Genomic DNA, 25,759 nt, shown 5'->3' on the forward strand with positions numbered 1-25,759 from the left:
GACTCTCGTTCCAAATCCGTCAATGAACGGAGAAAAGATTTCTAGAGGTGGTCTAATCAACGCAACCGCGGATTATTTTTCCACTGAATCGTCACGGCGGATGAATTCATTCCCGGCTGATCACCCGAGTGTGAGCCCGGAGGTCGCGATCCAGCCGAGCCCGTCCTCGGTGCGGCCGCGCGGCCGATACTCGGCCCCGACGAGGCCGGCATAGCCCGCCGCCACCAGAGCATCGAGCACGAAGCGCAGATTGACCTCGCCCTGATCGGGCTCGGCGCGCGCGGGCACGCCGGCGACCTGGACGTGGCCGATCAGGTCGACGCAGTCGGCGAGCCGGGTGACGAGGTCGCCGCCCATGATCTGCAGATGGTAGAGGTCGGCCATGATCTTCACCGCCGGGCTCGACAGCGTGGCGGCGACGGCGACCGCCTCTTCCAGCGTCGAGAGGAAGTAGTTCGGCGCGTCGCGCCGGTTGATCGGCTCGATCAGCAGCGTCAGCTTCTGCTTCTCGGCGATCGCGGCGGCATGGCGGAGGTTCGCGATGTAGGTGCCGATCGCCCCGCCGTGCTGGTCGTCGGCGACGTTGCCGGCGAGCACATGGATCATCGGGCAGCCGAGCGCCGTGGCATACCGGACGGCGAGGTCGAAGGCGGTTCTGAATTCGGCCTCGCGGCCTGCCACCGCGGCGAGGCCGAAGTCGCCGGCCGCCTTGTCGCCGACCGGCATGTTGAGCCCGGTGAGCTTCACCCCGGCCGCCGAGATCGCCGCCTGCAGCGTCTCGACCGGGAACTCGTACGGCCAGTGGCACTCCACGGCCCCGAACCCCGCCTTCGCCGCCGCTCCGAAGCGCTCCAGGAACGGCTGTTCGGTGAACATGAAGGAGATGTTGGCGGTGAGGCGAAGCGGCATTCGCAACTCGAGCTGGAGATACGCGTGCTGGTCCCTACGACGGAATCGGCGGCAACGCAACGCAGCCGCGTGCAGGGGCGCTCCCGAGAGTGAAATCGTAGCCTATTGCGAATGGCTTCCGCTCATCCGCCGCGCCTCACCGGTCGGCTCAGTCCTCTTGGCCTTCGGGACGATCACTGGCTTGCTGCTGCGGGGAAGACCCTCCGGCCTGCTGCTTTTCGACTTCGCCCGCGAGTTGACTGTAGAGCGATGTCATGACGAACGCAGTAAATGCGATCGCATAGACGGTTGCGAAGATTCCAACCTTACCGATTTTGCGCCGGTATATGATGCGCCAAAGCATAAATAGAATGACACATGAAATGACAATCAAAACAAAAGCAACCGCGTTCTTCGAAAACGCGGAAAGGAACATAAGGAAAGACTGAATAATGAAAGAAACTACCAAGAAAATATAGTTGGCAATAAAACCTATCGGAGCCGCTATCGCGAGTGCTGCAACGAGTATGATGCAGAATACGGCCCACTCAATGGGGTGGAATTGTTTGAATCTGGGGCGCTTGTTGGCATCCAAAATCTCGGTCCATTTCCGTCTTTCGCTGGCGACGAACACGCCGAAGACGATCGGAGTCGTTGTCCACGGATAGCTTTGCACCGCGTCTGTCGTTGCGCCGAGAACGCCTGTGAGAAGGCCGAGGACCGCGTCGAGTGTGGAGCCTATATCCATGCTGCACCCCTCTGTGGGCTGACCATGCGCTGCCCAATTCGACAGGCAAGGCACCTGCCACCATACTGGACGTACGATGACAATGCACGGATAAATTGAAAATGAGCTGATGTCTTGAAGAAAACAACCGGAGGAGGTGACGACGTCGTCCGTTGAGCAATGGGGTCCGTCCCCGATTGCCGGGCGCGGTCAGCCCTTAGCCATCTCCGCCTTCTTCGCCTTCAGCGCCGCCCGCACCTTCGCGGCATGGCCCTCCTTCACCACCTGCCGGGCGCGGCCGAAGGCCATGGCGTCGGCGGGGACGTCGCGGGTGATCACCGAGCCCGCGGCGGTATAGCCGCCGTCGCCGACCGAGACCGGGGCGACGAGGGTGGTGTTGGAGCCGACGAAGACGCCGGCGCCGATCACGGTACGGCTCTTGAACACCCCGTCGTAGTTGCAGGTGATGGTGCCGGCGCCGATGTTCGAGCCGGCGCCGATCGAGGCGTCGCCGATATAGGTGAGGTGGTTGACCTTGGCGCCGGCGCCGATGTCGGCGTTCTTGATCTCCACGAAGTTGCCGATGTGCGCACCCGCGGCGAGATCCGCGCCCGGGCGCAGCCGCGCATAGGGCCCGATCGTCGCCCCGGCGCCGACCCGCGCGCCTTCCAGATGGCTGAAGGCGCGGATCACGGCGCCGTCTTCCACCGTGACGCCGGGGCCGAACACCACGTTCGGCTCCACCACCACGTCGCGGCCGAGCACGGTGTCGTGCGCGAAGAACACGGTCTTGGGCGCGGCGAGCGTCGCCCCGGCGAGCATCGCCGCCTGCCGCCGCTCGGCCTGGAACACCGCCTCGGCGGCGGCGAGCTGCACCCGGTCGTTGACGCCGGCGACCTCGTCCGCGCCCGACAGCACGACGGTGGCGGTGAGACCCGCCGCGCCGGCAAGTTCGATGGCGTCGGTGAGATAGAACTCACCCTTGGCGTTGGCGTTGCCGATCCGGTCGAGCAGCGCCGGCAGGTGTTCGCCGCGAAACGCCATCAGCCCGGCGTTGCAGCGGCGGATCGCCTTCTCCTCCGGGCCCGCGTCCTTTTCCTCGACGATGCGCGCGAGGCGGCCGCCGTCCTCGACCAGCCTTCCGTAGCCGGTGGGGTCGGCAGGCTCGAAGCCGAGCACCGCGACGTCGGCGCCGTCGGCGAGCGCCGCCCGCAGCGCGGCGATGGTGGCGGGGCGGACCAGCGGCGTGTCGCCGTAGAGGATGACGACGTGCGCGGCGCCTGCCTCCAGCGCGGGGCGCGCCGCGAGCACGGCGTGCGCCGTGCCGCGCCGTTCGGCCTGCTCGAACACGGCGGCGTCGCCGGCGGTGCGGGCGAGGTGGCCGCGCACCGTGTCGGCGCCGGCGCCGATCACCACGGCGAGCCTGTCGGCCCCGGCGGCACGGGCGGCGGCGATGACGTGGTCGACCATCGGCAGCCCGCCGACGGCGTGCATCACCTTCGGCAGCGCCGACTTCATGCGCGTGCCCTCGCCCGCGGCGAGGACGACGGCGAGGCAGGCGGCGGTGTCGGTCATCGGGGGCTCATCTGCTGGCGCTTGGGCGGGGCGGCGGTCGGCACATTTGCCGGAACGGCGCTCCGCCGGTCAAGCCGCGCCGGTGGCCATCGGCCGGGGCAGGGCGCGCGCATGGCAGCCGTTGGCGCGGGAACAGCGACGCGGCGCCGGGTGTTTGCGCCATGATGCGTTGCACCACCGGCATCGCCGACGCTACTGTCGGACGAGTTCGGGCGCCTGCGGCGCGGTTCGACGAGACAACAGCGGGCGCGCCGCGGCGCGAAGCCGAGCGAGGATCTTCATGGACGTTGCAGTGGAAGCCGCCCCGGCGCTGGACGCCGGCCGGGTCGCCGATGCCGACTGGTGGCGCGGCGCCGTCATCTACCAGATCTATCCGCGCAGCTTTCAGGATTCCAACGGCGACGGCATCGGCGATCTCGCCGGCATCACCCGCCGTCTGCAGCATATCGCCGATCTCGGCGCCGACGCGGTCTGGCTGTCGCCGTTCTTCAAGTCGCCGATGAAGGATTTCGGCTACGACGTCTCCGACTACCGCGACGTCGATCCGATCTTCGGCACCCTCGCCGACTTCGACGCCCTCGTCGCCGAGGCGCACCGGCTCGGCCTCAAGGTGATGATCGACCAGGTGATGTCGCACACCTCGGACCAGCATCCGTGGTTCGTCGAGAGCCGGTCGTCGAAGACCAATCCGAAGGCTGACTGGTACGTCTGGGCCGACGCCAAGGCCGACGGGACGCCGCCGAGCAACTGGCTGTCGGTGTTCGGCGGCTCGTCGTGGGAGTGGGACACGCGGCGCTGCCAGTACTACCTGCACAACTTCCTGACCTCGCAGCCCGACCTCAACTTCCATAATCCGGACGTGCAGGACGCGCTGCTGGACGACGTGCGCTTCTGGCTCGAGCGCGGCGTCGACGGCTTCCGCCTCGACACGGTGAACTACTACTTCCACGACCGCGAGCTGCGCTCGAACCCGCCGGCGATCAGCGGCTACCGCGGCAACGATGCGCCGGCCGTGAACCCCTACGGCTACCAGGACCACCTTTACGACAAGAACCAGCCGGAAAACCTCGACTTCCTGCGCCGCTTCCGGTCCCTGCTCGACGAGTATCCGGGTTCGACGGCAGTCGGCGAGGTCGGCGACGGGCCGCGCTCGATCGAGATCATGGCGGCCTACTCGTCCGGCGGCGACAAGCTGCACATGTGCTACACCTTCGACTTCCTCGGCGACGGCTACGGCCGCGACTTCTTCGGCACCACGGTGGCGCGCTTCGAGGAAGGCTCGCAGGGCGGCTGGCCGTGCTGGGCGTTCTCCAACCACGACGTCGTGCGCCACATCACGCGCTGGAAGGGCTTTTCCGCCGACCAGCCGCGTCTCGCCAAGGTGATGGCGAGCCTGCTCCTCTCGCTGCGCGGCTCGGTCTGCCTCTACCAGGGCGAGGAACTGGCGCTCACCGAGGCCGACATCGCCTACGAGGATCTGGTCGATCCCTACGGCATCCGCTTCTGGCCCGAATTCAAGGGCCGCGACGGCTGCCGCACGCCGATGGTCTGGGAGGGCGGCGTCGTCAACGGCGGCTTCTCCAACGGCAAGCCCTGGCTGCCGGTGCCGACCGAGCACCTGACCAAGGCCGTCGACCAGCAGGTGGGCGACCCGGCCTCGGTGCTCTCGCACTACCGGCGCTTCCTCGCCTTCCGCAAGGCCGAGGCGACCCTCGTCAAGGGCGACATCACCTTCTACGACACCACGCACGAGACGATCGCCTTCCTGCGCAAGGCCGGCAACGAGGCGATGCTCTGCGTCTTCAACCTCTCGGAAGATCCGGTCCGCTTCGTCCTGCCGGAAGACCTCGCGATCGCCCCGGTCGACGGTCTCGGCTTCCACAGCCATGTGGAAGAGAACGAACTGGTGCTGGAGGGCATCGACGCGCTGTTCGCGCGGGTGGGGTGAGGGTTTTTGGAGGCGGTGCCGTGCCGTGCGGCCTCCCCCCTCCCTGTCCCTCCCCCGCTTCGCAGGAGAGGGGACGATGGGGGATGGGACTTTTGCAAAACGAACGTTGCGCCGGGCCGAAGCGCTGTTGACGACGGTGCTCTTTCCTCCTGCGTCCCCTCTCCTGCGAAGCGGGGGAGGGACAGGGAGGGGGAGGCCGCACGGTAAACCCCCCTCAATTCCCCATCGTCGACCGGTGCGCCCAGCCCGTCATCCGCCGCTCGATCCAGGCCATCAGCGCGTACATCGCGATGCCCTCCACCGCCAGCATCATCAACCCGGCGAAGACCAGCGGCACGTTGAACTGGCTCTGCGCCGAGCTCATCATGTTGCCGAGGCCGTAGTTCGACGCCACCGTCTCGCTCACCACCGATCCGACGAAGGCGAGGGTGATCGCGACCTTCAGCGAGCCGAAGAAATACGGCATCGAGCGCGGGATGCCGACTTTGAGCATGATGTCGAGCTTCTTCGCGCCGAGCGCGCGCAGCACGTCCTCGGTCTCGGGCTCGATGGTGGCGAGGCCGGTCGCGACGTTGACGACGATCGGGAAGAACGAGATCAGGAAGGCGGTGAGCACCGCCGGCACCGTGCCGATGCCGAACCAGATGACGAGGATCGGCACCAGCGCCACCTTGGGGATGGCGTTGAAGCCGATCATCAGCGGGTAGAGCCCGGCGTAGATCGTCTTCGACCAGCCGACGAACAGGCCGATGCCGAGGCCGGCGACGATGGCGAGCGCAAAGCCCAGCGTCGTCGTATAGAGCGTCTGCAGCGAGTTCTTCCAGATCGGCGACCAGTATTGCACGATCGCCTGAAACACCCGGGTCGGCGCCGGCAGCAGCGTCGGCGGCAATTCGAACAGCCGCACCGCGGCTTCCCAGATCACGAACAGCCCGAGCGTATAGAGCCAGGGCGCGAGGCGGATCCAGTTGATCCGCGCCTTCGGCCGCGGCAGCGCGGCGGCGGGCACGGGCGGCGCGGCGGGAGGAACGGCGGCGTCGGTCATGCGGCGGCCCTCGCGCTGGCGATCTCGCCGTGCAGCGTCTGCACCATGTCGTTGAAGGCGCCGTCGTAGAGCAGCGACAGCTCGCGCGGCCGGGCGAACGGCACCGTGTGCTCGGAGATGATGCGGCCCGGCCGCGCGCTCATCACGAAGATCCGGTCGGCCAGAAACACCGATTCGCGCAGGTCGTGCGTCACCAGCACGATCGTCACGCCCTGCTCGGCGTGCAGGTCGCGGATCACGCACCAGAGTTCCTCGCGGGTGAAGGCGTCGAGCGCGCCGAACGGCTCGTCGAGCATCAGGAGGTCCGGCTCGTGGATCAGCGCCCGGCAGAGGTTGGCCCGCTGCTGCATGCCGCCGGAGAGCTGCCAGGGGAACTTCGACCCGAAGCCCTTCAGCCCGACGGTTTCGAGCAGGTGCTCGGCCTTTTCGACATATTCGCGCTTGTGGCGGCGCAGCCGCTTGCGGTGGCGCTCGACGATCTCGAGCGGCAGCAGGATGTTCTCCAGCGTCGTGCGCCACGGCAGCATGGTCGGGTTCTGGAACGCCATGCCGACGATCGACACCGGCTCGGTCACCTGTCGGCCGGCGACGATGACGACGCCGGACTGCGGGATGTGCAGCCCGGTGACGAGTTTCATCAGCGTGGACTTGCCGCAACCGGACGGGCCGACCACGGCGCAGAAATCGCCCTTGGCGATCTTCATGTTGAGGCCGGCGACGGCGAGAGTGCCGTCCGGCCCGCCGTAGCGCATGTCGACGTTGTCGATCGAGACGAGAGGCGACATCGGCGTCTCCGGCTGGCGGCCGGGGAAGGGGCCCCGGCCGCGCGGATCAGGGTGTCTCGGGGGGGCTCAGGGCAGCAGGCGCTCTTCCTTCGGCGGCAGGAAGCTCGCGTCGAAGACGCGCTCCGCGGCGACGTTGCCCTTGAGGCCCATCGAGATCTTCAGCGTCTCGATCGAGGCGGCGAGGCGGTCGGGATCGATGCCGCCCATGCCGTTTTCCACCACGTACGGCGTCTTGATGTTCATCGCGATCGCCATCTTCAGCCGCTCTTCCTCGATCTCGGGGCTGAGCGTCTCGTTGCGCGCGATCACCGCCGCGACGCCCGCCGCCGGGTCGGCGACCGCGTCGGCGAAGCCCTTGGCGAGCGCCTTCAGGAAGCCCTTCACCGCGTCGGGGTTCTCAGCGGCGAAGTCCGTGTTCACCAGCACGCTGTTGCCGTAGAGGTTGAGGCCGTGCTCGGCCATCAGGATCGTCGCGATGTCGTCGTCCGGCACGCCCTGCGCCTTGAGGTTCAGGATCACCGAGAAGGCGAAGCCGAACACCGCGTCAACGGCGCCCTGCGCCAGCATCGGCTCGCGCACCGGGAAGCCGATGCTCTCGATGGTGATGGCGCTGTCGTCGATGCCGGCGACCTGCTTGAACGCCGGCCACTGCGCAAACGCGCCGTCGGGCGGCGGCGCGCCGAGCTTCTTGCCCTCCAGCGACTTCGGATCCTCGGTGATGCCGAGCGCCTTGCGCCCGACGACCGCAAACGTCGGCCGCTCGTAGACCATCATCACGGCCGAGATCTTCTGCTCCGGGTCCTCGTCGAGGAACTTGATCAGCGAGTTGATGTCGCCGAAGCCCATCTGGTAGGCGCCGGTCGCGACCCGCGGGATCGCCTCGACCGAGCCGTTGCCCGAATCGATGGTGACGTTCAGCCCCTCGGCCTCGAAGTAGCCCTTGTCGAGCGCGAGCAGGAAGCCCGCCGCCGGCCCTTCGAACTTCCAGTCGAGCGTGAACTTGATGTCGGTCGCCGCCAGCGCCGGGCTGAGGCTGGTGCCGAACCCCAGTCCCGCCACCACGGCCGCAGCCGCCAGAGAGAAGTGCCTGCGAGTCAGCATGTTTCCACCCTCGTGCTTGATCTGGCCCCATTGAAGAGAAGCCGGCAGCCGCGCGCAAGCGGAAATGATACGAAAACGGGCAACATTCTTTCCTGCTCAAAAGATGGACGGTCGAAACGTCGAGGCGCCGGACCGGGCGCCTGCGGCCCCACTCCCGCATCGCAACAGTCCGAAACGCAGATTGATTTCGCCAGCGTGGTGATCCCGCATTAAGACTAGCCGGGCCAGATCGCCAACTGGCGGGTGTTTTCGGGGAAGATCGCTTCATGTGTGGAATCGTCGGCGTCGTCGGCAATGAGGCTGCGGCTCCGCGGCTGGTGGCATCGCTGCGGCGGCTCGAATATCGCGGCTATGACAGCGCCGGCGTCGCGACGCTGGAGGACGGCCACATCACGCGCCGCCGCGCGGAAGGCCGCCTCGCGGCGCTCGCCGACAAGCTCGACCGCTCGCCGCTCGCCGGGTTTGTCGGCATCGGCCACACCCGCTGGGCGACCCACGGTGCCCCGACCGAGCGCAACGCCCATCCGCATGCGGTTGCCGGCGTCGCGGTGGTCCATAACGGCATCATCGAGAATTTCCGCGAGTTGCGCGACGGGCTGATCGCCCGCGGCCGCCGCTTCGAGAGCGACACCGACACCGAGGTCGTCGCCCACCTCGTCGGCGTCGAGCTCGAGGCCGGCCGCGATCCGGTCTCCGCCGTCGGCGCCGTGCTGCCGAAGCTCACCGGCGCCTTCTCGCTCGCCTTCCTGTTCGAGGGCCGCGACGACCTCATCATCGGCGCGCGCCGCGGCAGCCCGCTCGCCGTCGGCCACGGCCGCGGCGAGATGTTCCTCGGCTCCGACGCGATCGCGCTCGCCCCGTTCACCGCCCGCGTCACCTATCTCGACGACGGCGACTGGGTCGTCGTCACCCGCGAAGGCTGCACGATCCGCGACGAGACCGGCAAGGTGATCACCCGGCCGATGCAGATGAGCCAGGCCTCGGCGCTGCTCGTCGAAAAGGGCAACCACCGCCATTTCATGGCGAAGGAGATCCACGAGCAGCCCGAGGTGATCGGCCACACCCTCGCCCGCTACGTCGATTTCGCCGCCGAGACCACCCGGCTGCCGGCCGACCTGCCGTTCGACTGGCGCGACCTGAAGCGCGTCGTCATTTCCGCCTGCGGCACCGCCTATCTCTCCGGGCTGGTGGCGAAATACTGGTTCGAGCGTTTCGCGCGCCTGCCCGTCGACATCGATATCGCCTCGGAGTTCCGCTACCGAGAGATGCCGCTCGACGCGGACGGCCTCTCCATCGTGATCTCCCAGTCCGGCGAGACCGCCGACACGCTGGCGGCGCTGCGCTACTGCAAGGCGCAGGGGCAGACGGTGGCGGCGATCGTCAACGTGCCTGAATCGACGATCGCCCGCGAAAGCGACGTGATCTTCCCGACGCTTGCCGGCCCCGAGATCGGCGTCGCCTCCACGAAGGCGTTCACCTGTCAGCTCACGGTGCTCGCAGCCCTCGCCATCGCCGCCGGCCGGGCCCGCGGCACGCTGTCGGCCGAGGACGAGCGGGCGCTGGTGCACGGCCTCAGCGAAGTGCCGCGGCTTGCCGCCGAGGCGCTGCGGCTGGAGCCGCAGATCGAGGGCCTCGCCAAGATCCTCGCGAAAGCCCCCGACGCGCTCTACCTCGGCCGCGGCACCTCCTATCCGCTGGCGCTCGAAGGCGCGCTGAAGCTGAAGGAGATTTCCTACATCCACGCCGAGGGCTATGCGGCGGGCGAACTGAAGCACGGGCCGATCGCTCTCATCGACGAGACGATGCCGGTCATCGTCATCGCGCCCTACGACCGCATCTTCGAGAAGACCGTCTCGAACATGCAGGAAGTGGCGGCGCGCGGCGGCCGCATCATCCTCTTCACCGACGCCCGCGGCGCCGACGAGGCGGGCGAGGCGGCGGAGGTGACAATCGTGCTGCCGGACATGCCGGCCGCGGTGACACCGATCGTCTATGCCATCCCGATCCAGCTGCTCGCCTATCACACCGCCGTCTTCATCGGCACCGACGTCGACCAGCCGCGCAATCTCGCGAAATCGGTAACGGTCGAGTAACCATTCGGTCGCAACCATCGGATGCGGCGGCGAGCCCGTCGCTCCGGATGGACGCGACCTCATGAGCAGGCAACGCTGGGCGCCCGACGACGAGGGCCCGCGCATCTTCCCGACCGGCGCCGCGAAAGCGGACGACCGCGGCGGGATCGGCGCGCTCGTGCTCTGGATCAACCACCGCATCACCCGCGTCCGCCGGGGCGAAGCCGACGCCGCCGACGGCCTGCGCCTCGTCGCCGACGCCATGCGCGCGCGGCTGGACAAGCCGGACCGCTGAGGCGGGTGTCGCCGGGGAAGAGATGAGGGTTTGGGGCATCGCAGCTGAGGCTGAGTTTGCGGTAGCGCCTTACCCCTCCCGACCCCGCTCCGCCGGGCCACCCCTGCTCCGGAGCCGCGGGTCTCCTCCGCCTGCTGCACAGCCCCACAAGGGGGGATGTTTTCCTGGCACGGCCGTGCGGTGATCGAATCCCTCCCCCTCGTGGGGAGGGTGGCCCGGCGTAGCCGGGTCGGGAGGGGTAACGGCGCCGGCCGCATCCCACTTACGCCCGCCTAAACCCTTCACACCGCGTCAGGCCGAAAACACTTCGTTGACGACGCGTCGCATTCACATAAAGAAATCTTTATATCATTATTGCCGTCCGGGGCCGGCTTGCCTATAACACCGGCAACGGCCGGCTCTGTGCCGGCGACGATCCGAGGAGAGGCCCGAAATGCCCGTCGCCACCGAATATCACGTCAAGGACATCTCCCTCGCCGGCTGGGGCCGCACCGAGATCGAGATCGCCGAGGTCGAGATGCCGGGCCTGATGGCCGTGCGCGAGGAATTCGCAGCTTCGCAGCCGCTGAAGGGCGCCCGCATCGCCGGCTCGCTGCACATGACGATCCAGACCGCCGTGCTGATCGAGACGCTGGTGGCGCTCGGCGCCGACGTCCGCTGGGCCTCGTGCAACATCTTCTCGACCCAGGACCACGCCGCCGCGGCCATCGCCGCCGCCGGCATCCCGGTGTTCGCCGAAAAGGGCGAGACGCTGGAAGAATACTGGACCTACACCGACCGCCTGCTCGACTGGGGCAACGGCGAGACGGCGAACATGATCCTCGACGACGGCGGCGACGCCACCATGCTCGTCCTGATCGGCGCCAAGGCCGAGACCGACCCGTCGGTCATCGCCAGCCCGAAGAACGAGGAAGAAGAGTACTTCTACGCCACCATCGCCAAGCGCCTCGCCAAGACCCCCGGCTTCTATTCGAAGGTCAAGGCGAACATCCGCGGCGTTTCCGAGGAGACGACGACCGGCGTGATGCGGCTCTACCAGCTGCAGGAGAAGGGCGAACTGCCGTTCCCGGCGATCAACGTCAACGACAGCGTGACGAAGTCGAAGTTCGACAACAAGTACGGCTGCCGCGAGAGCCTCGTCGACGCGATCCGCCGTGGCACCGACGTGATGATGGCCGGCAAGGTCGCCGTCGTCTGCGGCTACGGCGACGTCGGCAAGGGCTCGGCGCAGTCGCTGTCGGGCTCCGGCGCCCGCGTGCTCGTCACCGAGATCGACCCGATCTGCGCGCTGCAGGCGGCGATGGACGGCTACGAGGTCGTGACGCTGGAAGAGGCCGCCCCGCGCGCCGACATCGTGGTGACGGCGACCGGCAACAAGGACATCGTCACCATCGAGCACATGCGCCGCTTCAAGGACATGGCGATCGTCTGCAACATCGGCCACTTCGACAACGAGATCCAGGTCGCGGCGCTGAAGAACCTCAAGTGGCGCAACGTCAAGCCGCAGGTCGACCTGATCGAGTTCCCCGACGGCAAGCGCATGATCCTGCTCTCCGAAGGCCGCCTCGTGAACCTCGGCAACGCCACCGGCCATCCGAGCTTCGTGATGAGCGCCTCGTTCTCGAACCAGACCCTCGCCCAGATCGAACTCTGGACCCGCGGCTCGACCTACGAGAACAAGGTCTACGTGCTGCCGAAGCACCTCGACGAAAAGGTCGCCGCCCTGCACCTCGCCAAGCTCGGCGCCAAGCTCACCGTGCTCACCGACGACCAGGCCGCTTACATCGGCGTCAAGCAGACCGGCCCGTTCAAGTCCGAGCAGTACCGCTACTGAGGCGGGTTTTCTCCGGATCCCGCCTTCGGGCGGGATCCCGCTTCGGCGCGCACGGCTGTGGCCGGCGCGCCCGAGGGGAGAGCCTCGGCCGGCGCGATCTTTCACCGAGCGGCCGACGTCCCCAGCCTCCCCGCCCTTGCAGCCCAGCCCTGCGCCTCCCCGGCTTGGCAATCTCGGAAAATCGGGTCTGACTGACCGCGACTGCACTTCTGCCGCAGTTTGAGTCTCCTGTGCGGCCCACCCGGCGCCTGACCGGAGCCGAACCGGGAAAGCCCGATGTCCGAAGCCTGCCTCGACCGTCCCGCCGCCGACGCTGCTGCGGAAGCCGCCGCGCCGCCGACGCGCATGGCCGTCGCGCTGGTGCTGCTGGCGCTCGCCGTCGGCGGGTTCGGCATCGGCACCGGCGAGTTCGCCATCATGGGCATCCTGCCCGAGATCGCCCGCGGGCTCGGTGTTTCGGTGCCCGAAGCGGGCTATGCGATCACCGCCTACGCGGTCGGCGTCGTGATCGGCGCGCCGGTGATCGCGGTGCTGTCTGCCAAGCTGCCGCGGCGCACGCTGCTCGTCGGGCTGATGGTGATCTTCGCCATCGGCAACGCCGCGAGCGCGATGGCGCCCGATTTCGAGAGCTTTGTCTTCATCCGCTTCCTCACCGGCCTGCCGCACGGCGCCTATTTCGGCGTCGCCGCCCTCGTCGCCGCCTCCATGGTGCCGGTGCACCGCCGCACCCAGGCGGTCGGCACGGTCATGCTCGGCCTCACCATCGCAACATTGGTCGGCACGCCGATCGCGACGTGGTCGGGCCAGGCGCTGAGCTGGCGCGCCACTTTCGCCGCCGTCGGCGCGATCGGGGCGCTCACCGTGGTGTTGATCGCGATCTACCTGCCGCGCGACAAGGTGGCGGCCGGGGCGAGCGCGCTGCGCGAACTCGGCGCCTTCCGCCGCCGCCAGGTCTGGCTGACGCTCGGCATCGGCGCGGTCGGCTTCGGTGGCCTGTTCAGCGTGTTCAGCTACATCGCCCCGACCGCGACCGAGGTCGCCGGCATGGCGCCGTCGTCGGTGCCGATGCTGATGGCCCTCTTCGGCGGCGGCATGGTCGCGGGCAACGTCGTCGGCGCCTGGCTCGCCGACCGCGCCCTGATGGGCACCATCGGCGGGGCGCTCGTCTGGTGCGGCGCCGTGTCGACGCTGTTCTGGCTGACGGCGGAGTATCCGGTGATGGTCGGGCTGTGCTCGTTCCTCGTCGGCTGCTCGGTGGCGATCGGCCCGGCGCTGCAGACCCGGCTGATGGACGTCGCCGCCGACGCGCAGACGCTGGCCGCCGCCCTCAACCACTCCGCCTTCAACATCGCCAACGGCCTCGGCGCCTGGCTCGGCGGCGTCGCCATCATCGGCGGCTACGGCTATGCCGCCACCGGCTGGGTCGGCGCGCTGCTGGCGCTCGCCGGCCTCGTCGTCTTCACCGTCGCCGTCCTCGACAGCCGGGGTCGCCCGAGCCCGACCCGGTAGCCGGAGCCGGGTGCGAAAGCGCGGTGCCAAAGCCGGGTGCAGGGCGGCGGCGCGCGCCTGCCGCGCGAGGCAAGCGGCGATTTCGGCTTTTCCACACGGCAATATCCGACAGGGACTCTTTGAGCCTCCGGCCGAAGCGGCTATTTTCGACTGATTCGGAGCGGCGGCCGCGGGTGACGGTGCGGCTCGCGATCCTGGGGCACATCAATCATTCGAGGGGAACGGGCGATGCCGGAGCTCTGCCGGAAAGGGAGAGGGATTCTGGATTCCGCCAAGCGCCGCCTCGTCTTCGCTGCCACCACGGCCCTGTCGACGATCACGCTCCCCCTCGCAGCGGGGGCGCAGGCGCTGGAACCGGTTCCCGTCGGCTCGTATCAGGTCGATTCCTTCGGCGTCGCATGGTTCGCGGCCCTCGTCGGCTCGCTCGGCTTCGCCGTGGTCAGCGCCTTCGTGCTGATCCGCGCCCGCGGCCGCGACGAGCGCGAGCTCGCGCGGTTGAAGCAGGAGAACGCCGAGCTGAAGCTCGCCGCCGACCGCGCCGAGGCGGCGCTGGGTGCCGAGGACCAGCGCACGGTGATCTGGTCGGCGCCGGGCGCCGCGCCGCACGTTCTCGGCGCGCTGCCCGAGGACGCCCGCTCGCCGCGCAAGCGCTCGAGCTTTCTCGCCTTCGGCACCTGGCTGACCCAGTCGGCGACGCAGCGGCTCGAAGCCCGCATCGCCGCGCTGCGCGAGCGCGGCACCGGCTTTGCCGAAGTGCTGGAGACGCAGGGCGGCACCCTCGTCGAGGCGAACGGCTGGGTGTCGGGCTCGCGCGCCGTGGTGCGCTTCCGCAACCTCAGCCACGAGCGCCGCGAGGCCGTCGGCCAGGCGGCGCGCGCCAGCGACCTGCAACGCGACCTCGCCGTGGTGCACGGCCTGCTCGACGCGCTGCCGATGCCGGCCTGGCTGCGCGACGGCGAGGGCCGCCTCGTCTGGATCAACAAGGCCTATGCCCGCGCCGTCGACGCGCGCAGCCCGGCCTGGGTGCTCGCCGAGGGGCTGGAGCTCCTCGACAGCGCCGCCCGCGAGGCCGTCGCCCGCCAGCGCACCAGCGATCCGGTGTTCGAGAAGCGCCTCTCGGTGGTCGCCGCCGGCGCCCGCCGCGTCTTCGACGTCGTCGATGCGGCCTGCGAGTTCGGCAGCGGCGGCATCGCCACCGACGTCAGCGAGCTCGAGAAGGTGCAGTCGGAACTCCGCCGCACCATCGAGAGCCACGCCCGCACCCTCGATCAGCTCGCGACCGCCGTCGCGATCTTCGGACCCGACCGGCGGCTGCAGTTCTACAACGCCGCCTACCGCGGCCTCTTCGGCCTCGACATCAACTTCCTCGAGGCCGCCCCCGACGACGGCGCCGTGCTCGACCAGCTCCGCGCGCTGCGCAAGATCCCCGAGCAGGCCGACTACCGCGGCTGGCGCCGCGACATGCTCGCCGCCTACCAGTCGCTGGAAGCGCGCGAATCCTGGTGGCACCTGCCGGGCGGCCAGACCCTGCGCGTCATCGCCAATCCACATCCCTCTGGCGGCGTCACCTATGTCTACGAGAACGTCACCGAGCGGCTCGACCTCGAAAGCCGCTACAACGCGCTGATCCGGGTGCAGGGCGAAACTCTCGACCACCTCGGCGAGGGCGTCGCCGTGTTCGGCTCCGACGGCCGGCTGCGGCTGTGGAACCCGGCGTTCGCCGCGATGTGGCGCATCGGCGACATGGACCTGGCGGCCCGGCCGCACGTCAACGACATCATCGCCCGCTGCGCCCGGCTGCACGACGAGACCGCCGTCTGGGACAAGGTCCGCATGACGGTCGCCGGCGTCACCGAAACGCGCGAGCGCATCGGCGGCCGGCTGGCGCGGCCCGACGGCAACGTCGTCGATTTCGCCACCGTGCCGCTGCCCGACGGCGCGACGCTGGTGACCTTCGCCAACGTCACCGACAGCGTCAATGTCGAGCGGGCGCTGGTCGAGAAGAACGAGGCGCTGGAAGAGGCCGACCAGCTGAAGAACGCCTTCATCCAGCACGTCTCCTACGAGCTGCGCTCGCCGCTGACCAACATCATCGGCTTCGCGCAACTGCTCGCCGACGAGAAGATGGGCACGCTCAACGTCAAGCAGCGTGAGTATGCCGGCTACATCATGAGCTCGAGCGGCGCGCTGCTCACCATCATCAACGACATCCTCGACCTCGCCACCGTCGACGCCGGCATCATGGATCTCGAGCTCGGCGAGGTCGAGATCGGCGCCACCGTGGCGGCTGCCGCCGCCGGCCTGCGCGACCGGCTCGAAGAGGCGCACATCCGGCTCGAGATCGACGTCTCCGGCGCGCCGGGCACCTTCGTCGCCGACGAGAAGCGCGTCCGGCAGATCCTGTTCAACATCCTCTCCAACGCCATCGCCTTCTCCAACGACGGCGGCCGCGTCTCGCTCAACTGCCGCCGCGAGGGCGACGAGGTGGTGTTCGTGGTGCGCGACGACGGCCGCGGCATCCCGCAGGACTACCTCGACGCTGTGTTCGACCGCTTCGAAAGCCGCACCGCCGGGGCGCGCCGGCGCGGGGCGGGGCTTGGGCTATCCATTGTCAAAAGCTTCGTCGAGCTGCACGGCGGCCGCGTCATCGTCGATTCCGTCGAAGGCCGCGGCACCACGGTGACCTGCCGGCTGCCGGCCGCGCCGAGCTTCGGCGACCCGTCCCTGACGCAGGCGGCGGAGTGAGCGCGCCGTGAGCGAGCCGCCGGTCCCGGCCGCCGGTGGCGACGATGCCGGCGACGCAGCGGTCCTCGTCGACCGCGTGCTGTCCGGCGAGGCGGCGACACGGTGCTTCGCCGACGACATCGCGGCGATCCTCGGCGCCGGCGACTGCCTCTGCCTTTCGGGCGACCTCGGCGCCGGCAAGACCACCTTCGCCCGCGCGCTGCTCAGGGCACTCGCCGCGGATGCGGCGCTCGAGGTGCCGAGCCCGACCTTCACCCTGGTGCAGCCCTACGACCTCGCCCGGTTTCCCGTCGCCCACTTCGACCTCTACCGCATCGGCGACGCCGCAGAACTCGCCGAAATCGGCTTCGACGAGGCACTCGGCGCCGGCGTCGCGCTGATCGAATGGCCGGAACGCGCCGAAGAGGCGATGCCGGCGGGCGCGCTCTGGCTGCGCTTCGATATCGCCGACGCCGGCGCCGCCCGCCGCGTCCGCCTCGCCACCCGCCGCCCGGAACGCTGGGCCCGGCGGCTTGAATCGACCGCCGCCGCCCGCGCGCTCACCGAGCGGGCCGGCCTCGGCGGCGCGGCGCGGCGCTGGCTGCAGGGCGACGCCTCGAGCCGCTCCTATGAACGCATCATGCATAACGAGCGCTCCGCCGTGTTGATGTCGTGGCCGGCACCGGCCGAGACGCCCGCGACGTCCGCCGCCCGCGCCTATGCCGCGACCGCCCATATCCAGAGCGATCCCGCCGCTTTCGTCGGCGTTGCCGAGGGCCTGCGCCGGCACGGCTTCGTCGCGCCGGAGCTGCTCGGCGCCGACCCGGCGGCGCGGCTCTACCTCTTCTCCGATCTCGGCAGCCTGCCCGTCGTCGAAGGCGGCGCGCCGATCGCGGACCGCTATCTCGCCGCCGCCGAACTCCTCGCCGATCTCGCCCTCGCCGAGCTGCCGGACGCCGTCGACCTCGGCGACGTCTTCGGCGACGGGACACGGCATCGCCACGTCGTGCCGCCCTACGACCATGCGGCGCTCGCCATCGAACTCTCGCTCTTCACCGAGTGGTGGATTCCGCACCGGCACGGCCGGCCGGCGACGGAGGATGAACGCGCCGAATTCGAAGGCCTCTGGGCACCGCTGGTTGATCGCCTCGTCGCCGCCGAGCCGGTCTGGGTGCTGCGCGACTTCCATTCGCCGAACCTGCTCTGGCAGCCGGCAGGAGAGGGCCGGCGGCGGCTCGGGCTCGTCGATGTGCAGGACACGGTGATCGGCCCGTCCGCCTACGACCTCGCCTCGCTCGCCTACGACGCCCGGGTCGACGTCCCCGCGGATCTCCGGGCCGCGATCATCGACACCTACCTCGCCGCCCGCGCCGCTGCGGGGCGCCCGGTGGACCGGGACGCCTTCGTCGCCGAGTTCCACATCGCGGCGGCGCAGCGCCTCACCAAGATCTTCGGCGGCTTTGCCCGCCTCGCCCGCCGCGACGGCAAGCCCGGCTATCTCCGCCACGTCCCGCGCCTCGAAACCTACCTGCGCGAGGCGCTCGCCGATCCGGTTCTCGCCGGGCTTTCGCTCTGGTATGAACGGCATCTGCCGGGCGCCTGAGACGCCCGGCCCCCGATTTCCCGGGCGCCCCGTGCCCGCCAGCGGATCGATCCGACACCGATGCCCACGGTATCCGAGACCACATCAGACACTGAGTTTCCGGCGAAGACCCCGCGCAAGGCGATGGTGCTCGCCGCCGGCCGCGGCAAGCGCATGCGGCCGCTGTCGGCGACGACGCCGAAGCCGCTGATCGAGGTGCGCGGCCGCGCGCTCGTCGACCACGTGCTCGACCGGCTGGTCGAGGCCGGCGTCGAGACCGCGGTGGTCAACGTCCACTACCTCGCCGACCTCGTCGAGGTGCACGTCCTGAAGCGCACCGCCCCGGCGATCATCATCTCCGACGAGCGCGACCGGCTGCTCGACACCGGCGGCGGCGTGGTCAAGGCGCTGCCGCACTTCGGCGACGAGCCGTTCTACCATCTCAACTCGGACTCGATCTGGATCGAGGGCATTCGCCCGAACCTCGCCATGCTCGCCGAGCACTTCGACGCCAGCCGCATGGACATGCTGCTGCTGCTCGCCCCCACCGTCAGCAGCGTCGGCTACGACGGCGTGGGCGACTTCGTCATGGACAAGGACGGCCGCCTCGCGCGCCGGCCCGAACGCGACGTCGCCCCCTTCGTCTACGCGGGGGCCGCGATCATCCATCCGCGCATCTTCGAGGGCGAGACGGTGGCGCCGTTCTCGCTCAACCGCTTCTTCGACGCCGGCATCGACGCCGGCCGCCTGTTCGGCCTGCGCATGGACGGCATCTGGCTGCACGTCGGCACGCCGCAGGCGATCGGCGAGGCGGAAGCCTCGATCGCCGCCAGCGCGGCATGAGCGAGGGTGCCGCGCCCGGCGGCGCGGCACCGCGCGTCTTCACGATTCCCCCCGGCGCCGACTTCCTTGGTGAACTCGCCGCCGCCCTCGTCGACGGCCGGCTGATCCCCGGCCTCGATCCGCGCGCCGACCCGCTCGCCTTTTCCGCCGTCACCCTGTTGTTGCCGACCCGCCGCGCCGCCCGCGTCCTGCGCGGCCGCCTCGTGGCGGCGCTCGGCGGCGACGGCACCGGCATCGCCGCGATCCTGCCCGTGATCCGCCCGATCGGCGACATCGACGAGGACCTCGACGCCTTCGACCCGGATGCCGGCGAGGCGATCGGCGAGGCCGCCGACGCGCTCGACCTGCCGCCCGCGATCGGCGAGGCGGAACGCATCCTCGGCCTCGCGCGGCTGATCGCGAGCTGGCGCGACCGGGTCGCCCCCGCGCTCACCCTGACGCCGTCCGGCGCGCCGATCCGGCTGCCGAGCTCGCCGGCCGATGCGGTGCACCTTGCCCGCGATCTCCTCCGCCTCATCGACCAGGCCGTCACCGAGGAGGTGCGCTGGGACAGGCTCGCCACCATCGTGCCCGCCGAGCACGCTGCCTGGTGGCAGATGACGCTGACCTTCCTCGAGATCGCCACCGCCGCCTGGCCGGCCTATATCGCCGAGCGCGGCCTGATCGAGCCGGCCGAGCGCCGCCGCCGCCTCGCCGAGCGCTTCGCCGCCCGCCTCGCCGGTGGCCATGCGCATGGGCCGGTGATCGCCGCCGGCTCGACCGGCTCGATCCCGACCACCGCGCGCATCCTCGCCGCCGTCGCCCGGCTGCCCGCCGGCGCCGTGGTGCTCCCGGGCCTCGATGGGCATCTCGACGACGCCACCTTCGCCGCCATCGCCCCCGAGGTCGGCGACGAGGTGGCAGGCCATCCGCAGGCGGCGCTCGCCCGGCTGCTGCGCACCATCGGCATCGACCGGGCCGATGTCCTGCCGCTCGCCGCCGTGCCGCCGCTCGCCGACCTGCGCGAGCGCGTCGTCTCTGCGGCGCTGTGCCCGGCCGAGGCCACCGACGGCTGGGCCGCCTTCCGCGACGCCGCCGGTGCCGACACCATCGCGGCGGCGTTTGCCGGCGCGACCTTGATCGCCGCGCGCACCCCGGCCGAGGAGGCGCTGGCGATTGCGATCGCGCTGCGCGAAACCGTGGAGACGCCGCGCCTGACTGCAGCGCTCGTCACCCCCGACCGCGACCTCGCCCGCCGCGTCTCGATCGAACTCGCCCGCTTCGGCCTCGCCGTCGAGGATTCCGCCGGTGCGCCGCTCGACACCACGCCGCCCGCCGTGCTCGCCCGCCTCGCCGCCGAGACGGTCTTTGCCGGCTATGCTCCCGAGACGCTGCTGTCGCTGCTGAAACATCCGCTCACCCGCCTCGGCCTGCCGGTCCCCGCCGCCCGCCAGGCGGCGCGGGCGGTCGAGATCGCGGCCCTGCGTGGGCCCCGCCTGTTGCCCGGCACCGCGGCGCTGGTCGCAGCGCTCGAGGCGGCGCTGGTGCGCTTCGAGGATCCCGAGGCGCGCATCGCCCCGGCCTTGCGGCTGCTCGGGCCGGAGGGCGTCCGCGCCGGCCTCGACCTCGCCCGCCGCCTCGCCGCGGCGCTGGCGCCGCTGGAGGCGGCGGCGATGGGGTCGGCGCTCCCGGTCGGGCGCTGGATGGAGCTGCATCTTTGCGCGCTGCGCGCCCTCGCCGCCGACGAGGCGGGCGACGACCGCGCCCTCTTTGCCGGCCACCCCGGCGAAGCGTTTGCCGCCTTCGTCGTCGGCTTCCTCGACGCCGAGGCGACCGGCCTGCCGGTCGAGGCTGGCGAGTATCCCGCCGTCTTCGCAGCATTGCTCGCCGGCCGTCCGGTGCGCCGGCCGGCGAGCGGCGAGACGCGCGTCTTCATCTGGGGCACGTTGGAAGCGCGCCTGATGCATGTCGATCGCATGATCCTCGGCGGCCTCGTCGAGGGGCAGTGGCCCGCCGCGACTGAGACCGGACCGTGGCTGTCGCGGCCGATGCGCACGGCGCTCGCCTTCGGCGCCCCGGAGCGCCGCGTCGGTCTCGCCGCGCATGATTTCGCCATGCGCTGCGGCGCGGGCGACCTGATCGTCACGTTTCCTGAAAAGCAGGGCGGCGCCCCGACCGTGCCGAGCCGCTGGCTGCAGCGGCTGTTCGCGGTGCTCGGCGCGGACACCGTCGCCGGTCTTCGCCGCCGCGGCGACCGCTTCCTCGGCCTCGCCCGCCGCATCGACGAGGCACCTGAAGTGCCGCGGGCGCGTCGCGCCGCCGGCCGGCCACCGCTCGCTGACCGCCCGAGCCGCATCAACGTCACCGACGTCGAGACCTGGATCCGCGACCCTTACGCGCTCTACGCCCGCCGCATCCTGCGCCTGGAATCGCTGGAGCCGCTCGGCCGCCTGCCGGACATCGCGGCGCGCGGCAGCGTCATCCACGACGCCCTCGCCGAGTTCGCCGCCACCTGGACCGGCCCGTTCGACGCGTCCGCAATCGCCGCGCTCACCGCGATCGGCGCGGAAAAATTCGCGCCGCTCCGGCTCTATCCGGAAGTGCACGCGCTGTGGTGGCCGCGCTTTTGCGAAATCGCCCGCTTCGTTGTCGAGAGCTTCGAGGCCGAACGCCCGCTTGGCGCCCGGCGCCTGCCGGAGGTGACGGGCGCGTTTGAGTTCCTCGTCGGCACGGAACCGTTCCTGCTCACCGGCCGCGCCGACCGCATCGACCTCGACCCGGACGGCAGCGCCGTGCTGATCGACTTCAAGACCGGCACCCCGCCGTCGGCGAAGCAGATCGGCACGCTGATGCGCCCGCAGCTGCCGCTCGAAGCCGCGATGCTGGCGGCCGGCGCCTTCGAGGGCCTGCCGCCGGCGACCGCTTCCGCCCTGCTGCACGTCGTGCTGAAGGGCTACGCCGGCCGCGACAAGATCGAGGTGTTCGACGGCTACAAGCCGAAGGACCAGCCGGCGCAGGATCTCGCCACCGTGGTCGCCCGCGCCATGCAGCAGCTCGCCGGCCTCGTCGCGCTCTATCGCAACCCCGAGCAGCCCTATCTCTCGCGCACCCGCGTGCTGCTCGGCCGCCAGCGCGACATGCCCTACGACCACCTCGCCCGCACCCGCGAGTGGACCACCGCCGGGGACGAGGAGGACGCGGAATGAGCGCGCCCGTCGCCCCCCGCCGCGAGGTGCCGGCCGAAACGCGCGCGAGCCAGCGCGCCGCGACCGACCCCGGCGCCTCGGCCTGGGTGTCCGCCAACGCCGGCTCGGGCAAGACCTACGTGCTGTCGCGCCGGGTGATCCGGCTGCTGCTCGCCGGCGTCGACCCCGGCCGCATCCTCTGCCTCACCTTCACCAAGGCGGCGGCCGCCGAAATGGCGAACCGCGTCTTCGAGGTGCTCGGCGCCTGGGCCGTCGCGCCCGATGCGGAGCTCGCCGCCGAGATCGCCGCGCTGGAAGATCGCCAGCCCGACGCCCGCCGTCTCGCCGCGGCGCGGCGGCTGTTCGCGAAGGCGCTGGAAACCCCCGGCGGCCTGAAGATCCAGACCATCCACGGCTTCTGCGAGGCGCTGCTGCAGCGCTTTCCGGTCGAGGCCGGCATTCCCGGCCGCTTCACCGTGCTCGACGAGCACGCCGCCGAGGCGCGGCTGACGGATGCCCGCGCTGCCGCGGTGATCACGGCGGCGACGCATCCGACGAGCCCGATCGGCCGCGCCTTCGCCCTGCTGCTGCCGGCTGTCGGCGACGACGAGATCGAGAAGGCGCTGACCGGCATCGTCGCGGCACGCGACCGCTTCGCCCGCTGGCGCGCCCGCTATCCGGATCTCGGCGCCGCCTTTGCGGCGCTCGAGACCGAACTCGGCGTCGCGGGCGTGACCCCTGCCCACGTCACCGCCGAGATGGCGGAAAGCCAGCATCTGCCGGACGGCCACCTCGCCGAGCTCGTCGCCGGTCTCGCCGCCGGCTCGGCGCTCGACCAGGGCGTCGCCGCCCGCGCCGCCGCCGTGCTGGCGGCGACGGGCCCGGACGCCCGCGCGGCGGCCCGGCTCGCCCTCGTGCTCACCGCCAAGGACGAGCCGCGCAAGGCCGACAAGTTCGCGACCAAGGCGGCCCTTGCCCGCTTCCCCGACCTCGAAGGCCGCGTCGTCGCCGAGCAGGACCGCCTGATGGCGCTCGCCGAGCGGCGCGCCGCCGCCGTCACCGCCGAGCGCACCGCGGCGATCGCCACCATCGCCGCCCATGTCGTCGACCGCTACGAGGCCGGCAAGCTCTCGGCCGGCGTGCTCGATTTCGAGGACCTGATCGTGCGCAGCGCCGCGCTGCTGTCCGCCTCCGACGCGGCGGCCTGGGTGCACTACAAGCTCGACCAGGGCATCGACCACGTCCTCGTCGACGAGGCGCAGGACACCAGTCCGCGCGCCTGGGAGGTGGTCGCGGTGCTCACCGGCGAGTTCTTCGCCGGCGAAGGCGCCCGGCCCGGCGTGCGCACCGTGTTCGCCGTCGGCGACGAGAAGCAGTCGATCTATTCCTTCCAGGGCGCGGCGCCGCATCTCTTCGACGCCGAGCGCCGGCGGCTGCGCAAGGTCGCGACCGAGGTCGGCGCCGGCTTCAACGAGATCCGGCTGCAGCTCTCGTTCCGCTCGGTCGCCGACGTGGTGCGCGCGGTCGATACGATCTTCGCCGCCCCCGACGCCCACGCCGGGCTTGCCGCCGGCGGCGGCGCGCCGGTGCACGAGACGATCCGCAGCAGCGAGGCCGGCCATGTCGAGCTCTGGGACGAGACCGAGCCCGCCACCGACGCCGAGCCGGAGAACTGGTACGATCCGCTCGACGAGATCGCGGCCGAGAGCGCCGAAAGCCGGCTCGCCCGCCGCATCGCCCGCACCGTGCGCGGCTGGATCGACGCCGCAGCTCCCGTGGGCGACCGCGCGGGCGGCACGCGGCCGATGCGCGCCGGCGACGTGCTGGTGCTGGTGCGCAAGCGCGGCGCCTTCCTCGAGGCGATGACGCGCGCGTTCCAGGAGGCCGGCGTGCCGGTCGCCGGCGCCGACCGGCTCGACGTGCTGCGCCACATCGCCGTGCTCGACCTCATCGCGCTCGCCCGCGTCGCGCTGACGCCCGAGGACGAGCTGTCGCTCGCCGCCCTGCTGAAATCGCCGTTGATCGGCCTCGACGAGGCGGCGCTCTACCGCATCGCGCACGGCCGCCGCCGCGGCCTGTTCGAGGCGCTGCGAACCGCCGCCGACACCGATGCCGACGCCCACCTCGCCTTCAGCCGCCTCGCGCGCTGGCGCGCCCACGCCGACACCGTCGACGCCTACGGCTTCTTTGCCGCCGTGCTCGCGGAAGGCGGCGGCCGGCGCGCCTTCCGCGCCCGCCTCGGCGACGAGGTCGACGACATCCTCGACGCCTTCCTCGATCTCGTCCGCGACGTCGGCCGCGACCGGGTGCCGACGCTGGAAGCCGTACTCGCCTTCGCCGCGGCGAGCCGGCACGAGGTGAAGCGCGAGGTCGACCGCCGCCGCAACGAGGCGCGGATCATGACCGTGCACGGCGCCAAGGGGCTGGAGGCGCCGGTGGTGTTCCTCGTCGATCCGGGCTCCGCCCCGGCGAGCGCCAGCCACCGGCCGGCCCTGCTGCCGCTCCATGCCGATGACGAGACCGCGGCAATGGTCTGGGTGCAGAAGAAGCCCTATCCGCCGGTCGTCGACGCCGCGGTTGCCGCCTACCGCCAGCGGGCGGAGGAGGAATACCGCCGGCTGCTCTACGTCGGCCTCACCCGCGCCGAGGACCGCCTCGTCGTCTGCGGCATCAAGCCGGGCAAGGCGTCGCCCGGCCGCTGGCATACGCTCGTCGCCGCGGCGCTGACCGCCGATCCGGCGCGGCTGGAGCCGCTTTTTGGCGAGGGCGGCGAACAGAACGGCTGGCGCTGGCGCACGGCGGCGCCCGCCGCCGAGGCGCCGACGCCTGCAGTCGCGGCGGCCGACGTGGCGGATTTGCCGCCTCTGCCGGACTGGCTGCGGCGCCCGGCGCCGCAGGTCCCCGCCGAGGCGGTGCTGAACCCCTCGGCCGCCGAGGCGGCGCTCGCCGAGATCGAGGCGAAGGACCGGCCCGAGCCCTATCCGGCGCGCCATGCGCTCGACGCCGCGCGCGCCGGCGACGGCGCGGCGCTGGTCCGCGGCAAGCTGCTGCACCGGCTGCTCGAAATGCTGCCCGGCCTGCCGCCGGACGGCCGCGCCACCGCCGCGGCGCGCTTTCTCGCCCGCGCGGGTGCGGGGCTCGCCGCCGCCGTCCGCGAAAACCTCGCCGCCGAGGCGCTCGCCGTGCTCGATCACCCGGACTTTGCGCCGGTCTTCGCCCCCGGTGGCCGCGGCGAGGTACCGATCGCCGGGCGGCTGATGCTCGCCACCGGCCGCCCCGTCGCCGTCTCCGGCCAGATCGACCGGCTGGCGGTGACCGACGACCGCGTGCTGATCGTCGACTTCAAGACCAATCGCCCCGCGCCGGACGGCGTGCCCGAGCCCTACCGGCTGCAACTCGCCGTTTATGCCGCGCTGCTCGCCCGGCTCTATCCCGGCCGGCGCATCGAGGCCGCCGTGCTCTGGACCGACGCGCCGCGTCTCGAGCCCGTCGATCCCGAGTTGCTCGCCGCCGACATCGCCCGGCTGTTCCAGGCCGGCGCGTAGCCGGATCGAAACCGCGCCGATCCCTGCCGCGCGCAGGCCAGCCCTGCCGTGCGGGCAGGGTCACCTTGACGCTGTCGGCGGCCCTTCCTACGTTCCATTTCGAAGATGCGATCGACTCGGCA

Annotated in this window: 16 protein-coding genes; 10 read left to right on the forward strand and 6 right to left on the reverse strand. The window is 70.8% G+C overall.

What is annotated here, in order from left to right; all coding sequences use genetic code 11:
* Positions 1-120: 120 nt before the first annotated feature.
* The 3 genes from I5731_RS13430 to glmU form a co-directional block, all read right to left on the reverse strand.
* Positions 121-909, reverse strand: a complete 789-nt coding sequence (locus I5731_RS13430; RefSeq protein WP_197311915.1) for a hydroxypyruvate isomerase family protein — start codon at positions 907-909, stop codon at positions 121-123.
* A gap of 148 nt (positions 910-1,057) precedes the next feature.
* Positions 1,058-1,636 (reverse strand): hypothetical protein, encoded by a 579-nt coding sequence (locus I5731_RS13435; RefSeq protein WP_197311916.1) that lies wholly within the window; start codon positions 1,634-1,636, stop codon positions 1,058-1,060.
* A 189-nt stretch (positions 1,637-1,825) separates the two neighbouring features.
* Positions 1,826-3,190 carry a bifunctional UDP-N-acetylglucosamine diphosphorylase/glucosamine-1-phosphate N-acetyltransferase GlmU gene (gene glmU, locus I5731_RS13440; protein WP_197311917.1) on the reverse strand — a complete coding sequence of 455 codons (1,365 nt, stop codon included), beginning with the start codon at positions 3,188-3,190 and terminating at the stop codon, positions 1,826-1,828.
* 280 nt (positions 3,191-3,470) lie between these two features.
* Between glmU and bglA the strand changes: the two genes are divergently transcribed.
* Positions 3,471-5,138, forward strand: coding sequence for a beta-galactosidase BglA (gene bglA / locus I5731_RS13445; protein ID WP_197311918.1), 1,668 nt, complete (start codon positions 3,471-3,473; stop codon positions 5,136-5,138).
* Positions 5,139-5,352: 214 nt separating this feature from the next.
* Here the strand turns inward: bglA and I5731_RS13450 are convergent, their stop codons facing one another.
* From I5731_RS13450 to I5731_RS13460, 3 genes are all read right to left on the reverse strand, one after another.
* On the reverse strand, positions 5,353-6,183 hold the full coding sequence (locus I5731_RS13450; protein ID WP_235981779.1) for an ABC transporter permease: 831 nt from the start codon (positions 6,181-6,183) through the stop codon (positions 5,353-5,355).
* Positions 6,180-6,968, reverse strand: coding sequence for an ABC transporter ATP-binding protein (locus I5731_RS13455; RefSeq protein WP_197311919.1), 789 nt, complete (start codon positions 6,966-6,968; stop codon positions 6,180-6,182). Before I5731_RS13455 ends, I5731_RS13450 begins: the two co-directional genes overlap by 4 nt.
* Positions 6,969-7,034: 66 nt before the next feature.
* The gene (locus tag I5731_RS13460) at positions 7,035-8,069 is read right to left on the reverse strand and encodes an ABC transporter substrate-binding protein (RefSeq protein WP_197311920.1); all 1,035 of its coding nucleotides are present in this window, start codon (positions 8,067-8,069) and stop codon (positions 7,035-7,037) included.
* Between the two features lie 266 nt (positions 8,070-8,335).
* On the opposite strand from I5731_RS13460, the gene glmS reads away from it, so the two are divergent.
* The 9 genes from glmS to addA all read left to right on the forward strand — a co-directional run bounded on the left by glmS (position 8,336) and on the right by addA (position 25,637).
* Positions 8,336-10,162 carry a glutamine--fructose-6-phosphate transaminase (isomerizing) gene (glmS, locus tag I5731_RS13465; RefSeq protein ID WP_197311921.1) on the forward strand — a complete coding sequence of 609 codons (1,827 nt, stop codon included), beginning with the start codon at positions 8,336-8,338 and terminating at the stop codon, positions 10,160-10,162.
* Positions 10,163-10,223: 61 nt separating this feature from the next.
* Complete coding sequence (locus I5731_RS13470) at positions 10,224-10,436, forward strand: hypothetical protein (protein WP_197311922.1); 213 nt, start codon at positions 10,224-10,226, stop codon at positions 10,434-10,436.
* 433 nt (positions 10,437-10,869) lie between these two features.
* Entirely contained in the window at positions 10,870-12,270 is a 1,401-nt protein-coding gene (gene ahcY / locus I5731_RS13475) for an adenosylhomocysteinase (protein ID WP_197311923.1), read from the forward strand.
* 276 nt (positions 12,271-12,546) lie between these two features.
* Positions 12,547-13,779 (forward strand): MFS transporter, encoded by a 1,233-nt coding sequence (locus I5731_RS13480; RefSeq protein ID WP_197311924.1) that lies wholly within the window; start codon positions 12,547-12,549, stop codon positions 13,777-13,779.
* A 228-nt stretch (positions 13,780-14,007) separates the two neighbouring features.
* The gene (locus I5731_RS13485; protein WP_197311925.1) at positions 14,008-16,524 is read left to right on the forward strand and encodes an ATP-binding protein; all 2,517 of its coding nucleotides are present in this window, start codon (positions 14,008-14,010) and stop codon (positions 16,522-16,524) included.
* A 7-nt stretch (positions 16,525-16,531) separates the two neighbouring features.
* The gene (gene tsaE, locus I5731_RS13490; RefSeq protein ID WP_328838799.1) at positions 16,532-18,106 is read left to right on the forward strand and encodes a tRNA (adenosine(37)-N6)-threonylcarbamoyltransferase complex ATPase subunit type 1 TsaE; all 1,575 of its coding nucleotides are present in this window, start codon (positions 16,532-16,534) and stop codon (positions 18,104-18,106) included.
* A 60-nt stretch (positions 18,107-18,166) separates the two neighbouring features.
* Positions 18,167-18,928 carry a nucleotidyltransferase family protein gene (locus tag I5731_RS13495; RefSeq protein ID WP_197311926.1) on the forward strand — a complete coding sequence of 254 codons (762 nt, stop codon included), beginning with the start codon at positions 18,167-18,169 and terminating at the stop codon, positions 18,926-18,928.
* On the forward strand, positions 18,925-22,113 hold the full coding sequence (addB, locus tag I5731_RS13500; RefSeq protein WP_197311927.1) for a double-strand break repair protein AddB: 3,189 nt from the start codon (positions 18,925-18,927) through the stop codon (positions 22,111-22,113). Before I5731_RS13495 ends, addB begins: the two co-directional genes overlap by 4 nt.
* The gene (gene addA / locus I5731_RS13505) at positions 22,110-25,637 is read left to right on the forward strand and encodes a double-strand break repair helicase AddA (protein WP_197311928.1); all 3,528 of its coding nucleotides are present in this window, start codon (positions 22,110-22,112) and stop codon (positions 25,635-25,637) included. Before addB ends, addA begins: the two co-directional genes overlap by 4 nt.
* The last annotated feature ends 122 nt before the right edge of the window (positions 25,638-25,759 follow it).

Origin of the sequence: Methylobrevis albus (assembly GCF_015904235.1) — a bacterium.
Taxonomy (GTDB): Bacteria; Pseudomonadota; Alphaproteobacteria; order Rhizobiales; family Pleomorphomonadaceae; genus Methylobrevis_A; species Methylobrevis_A albus.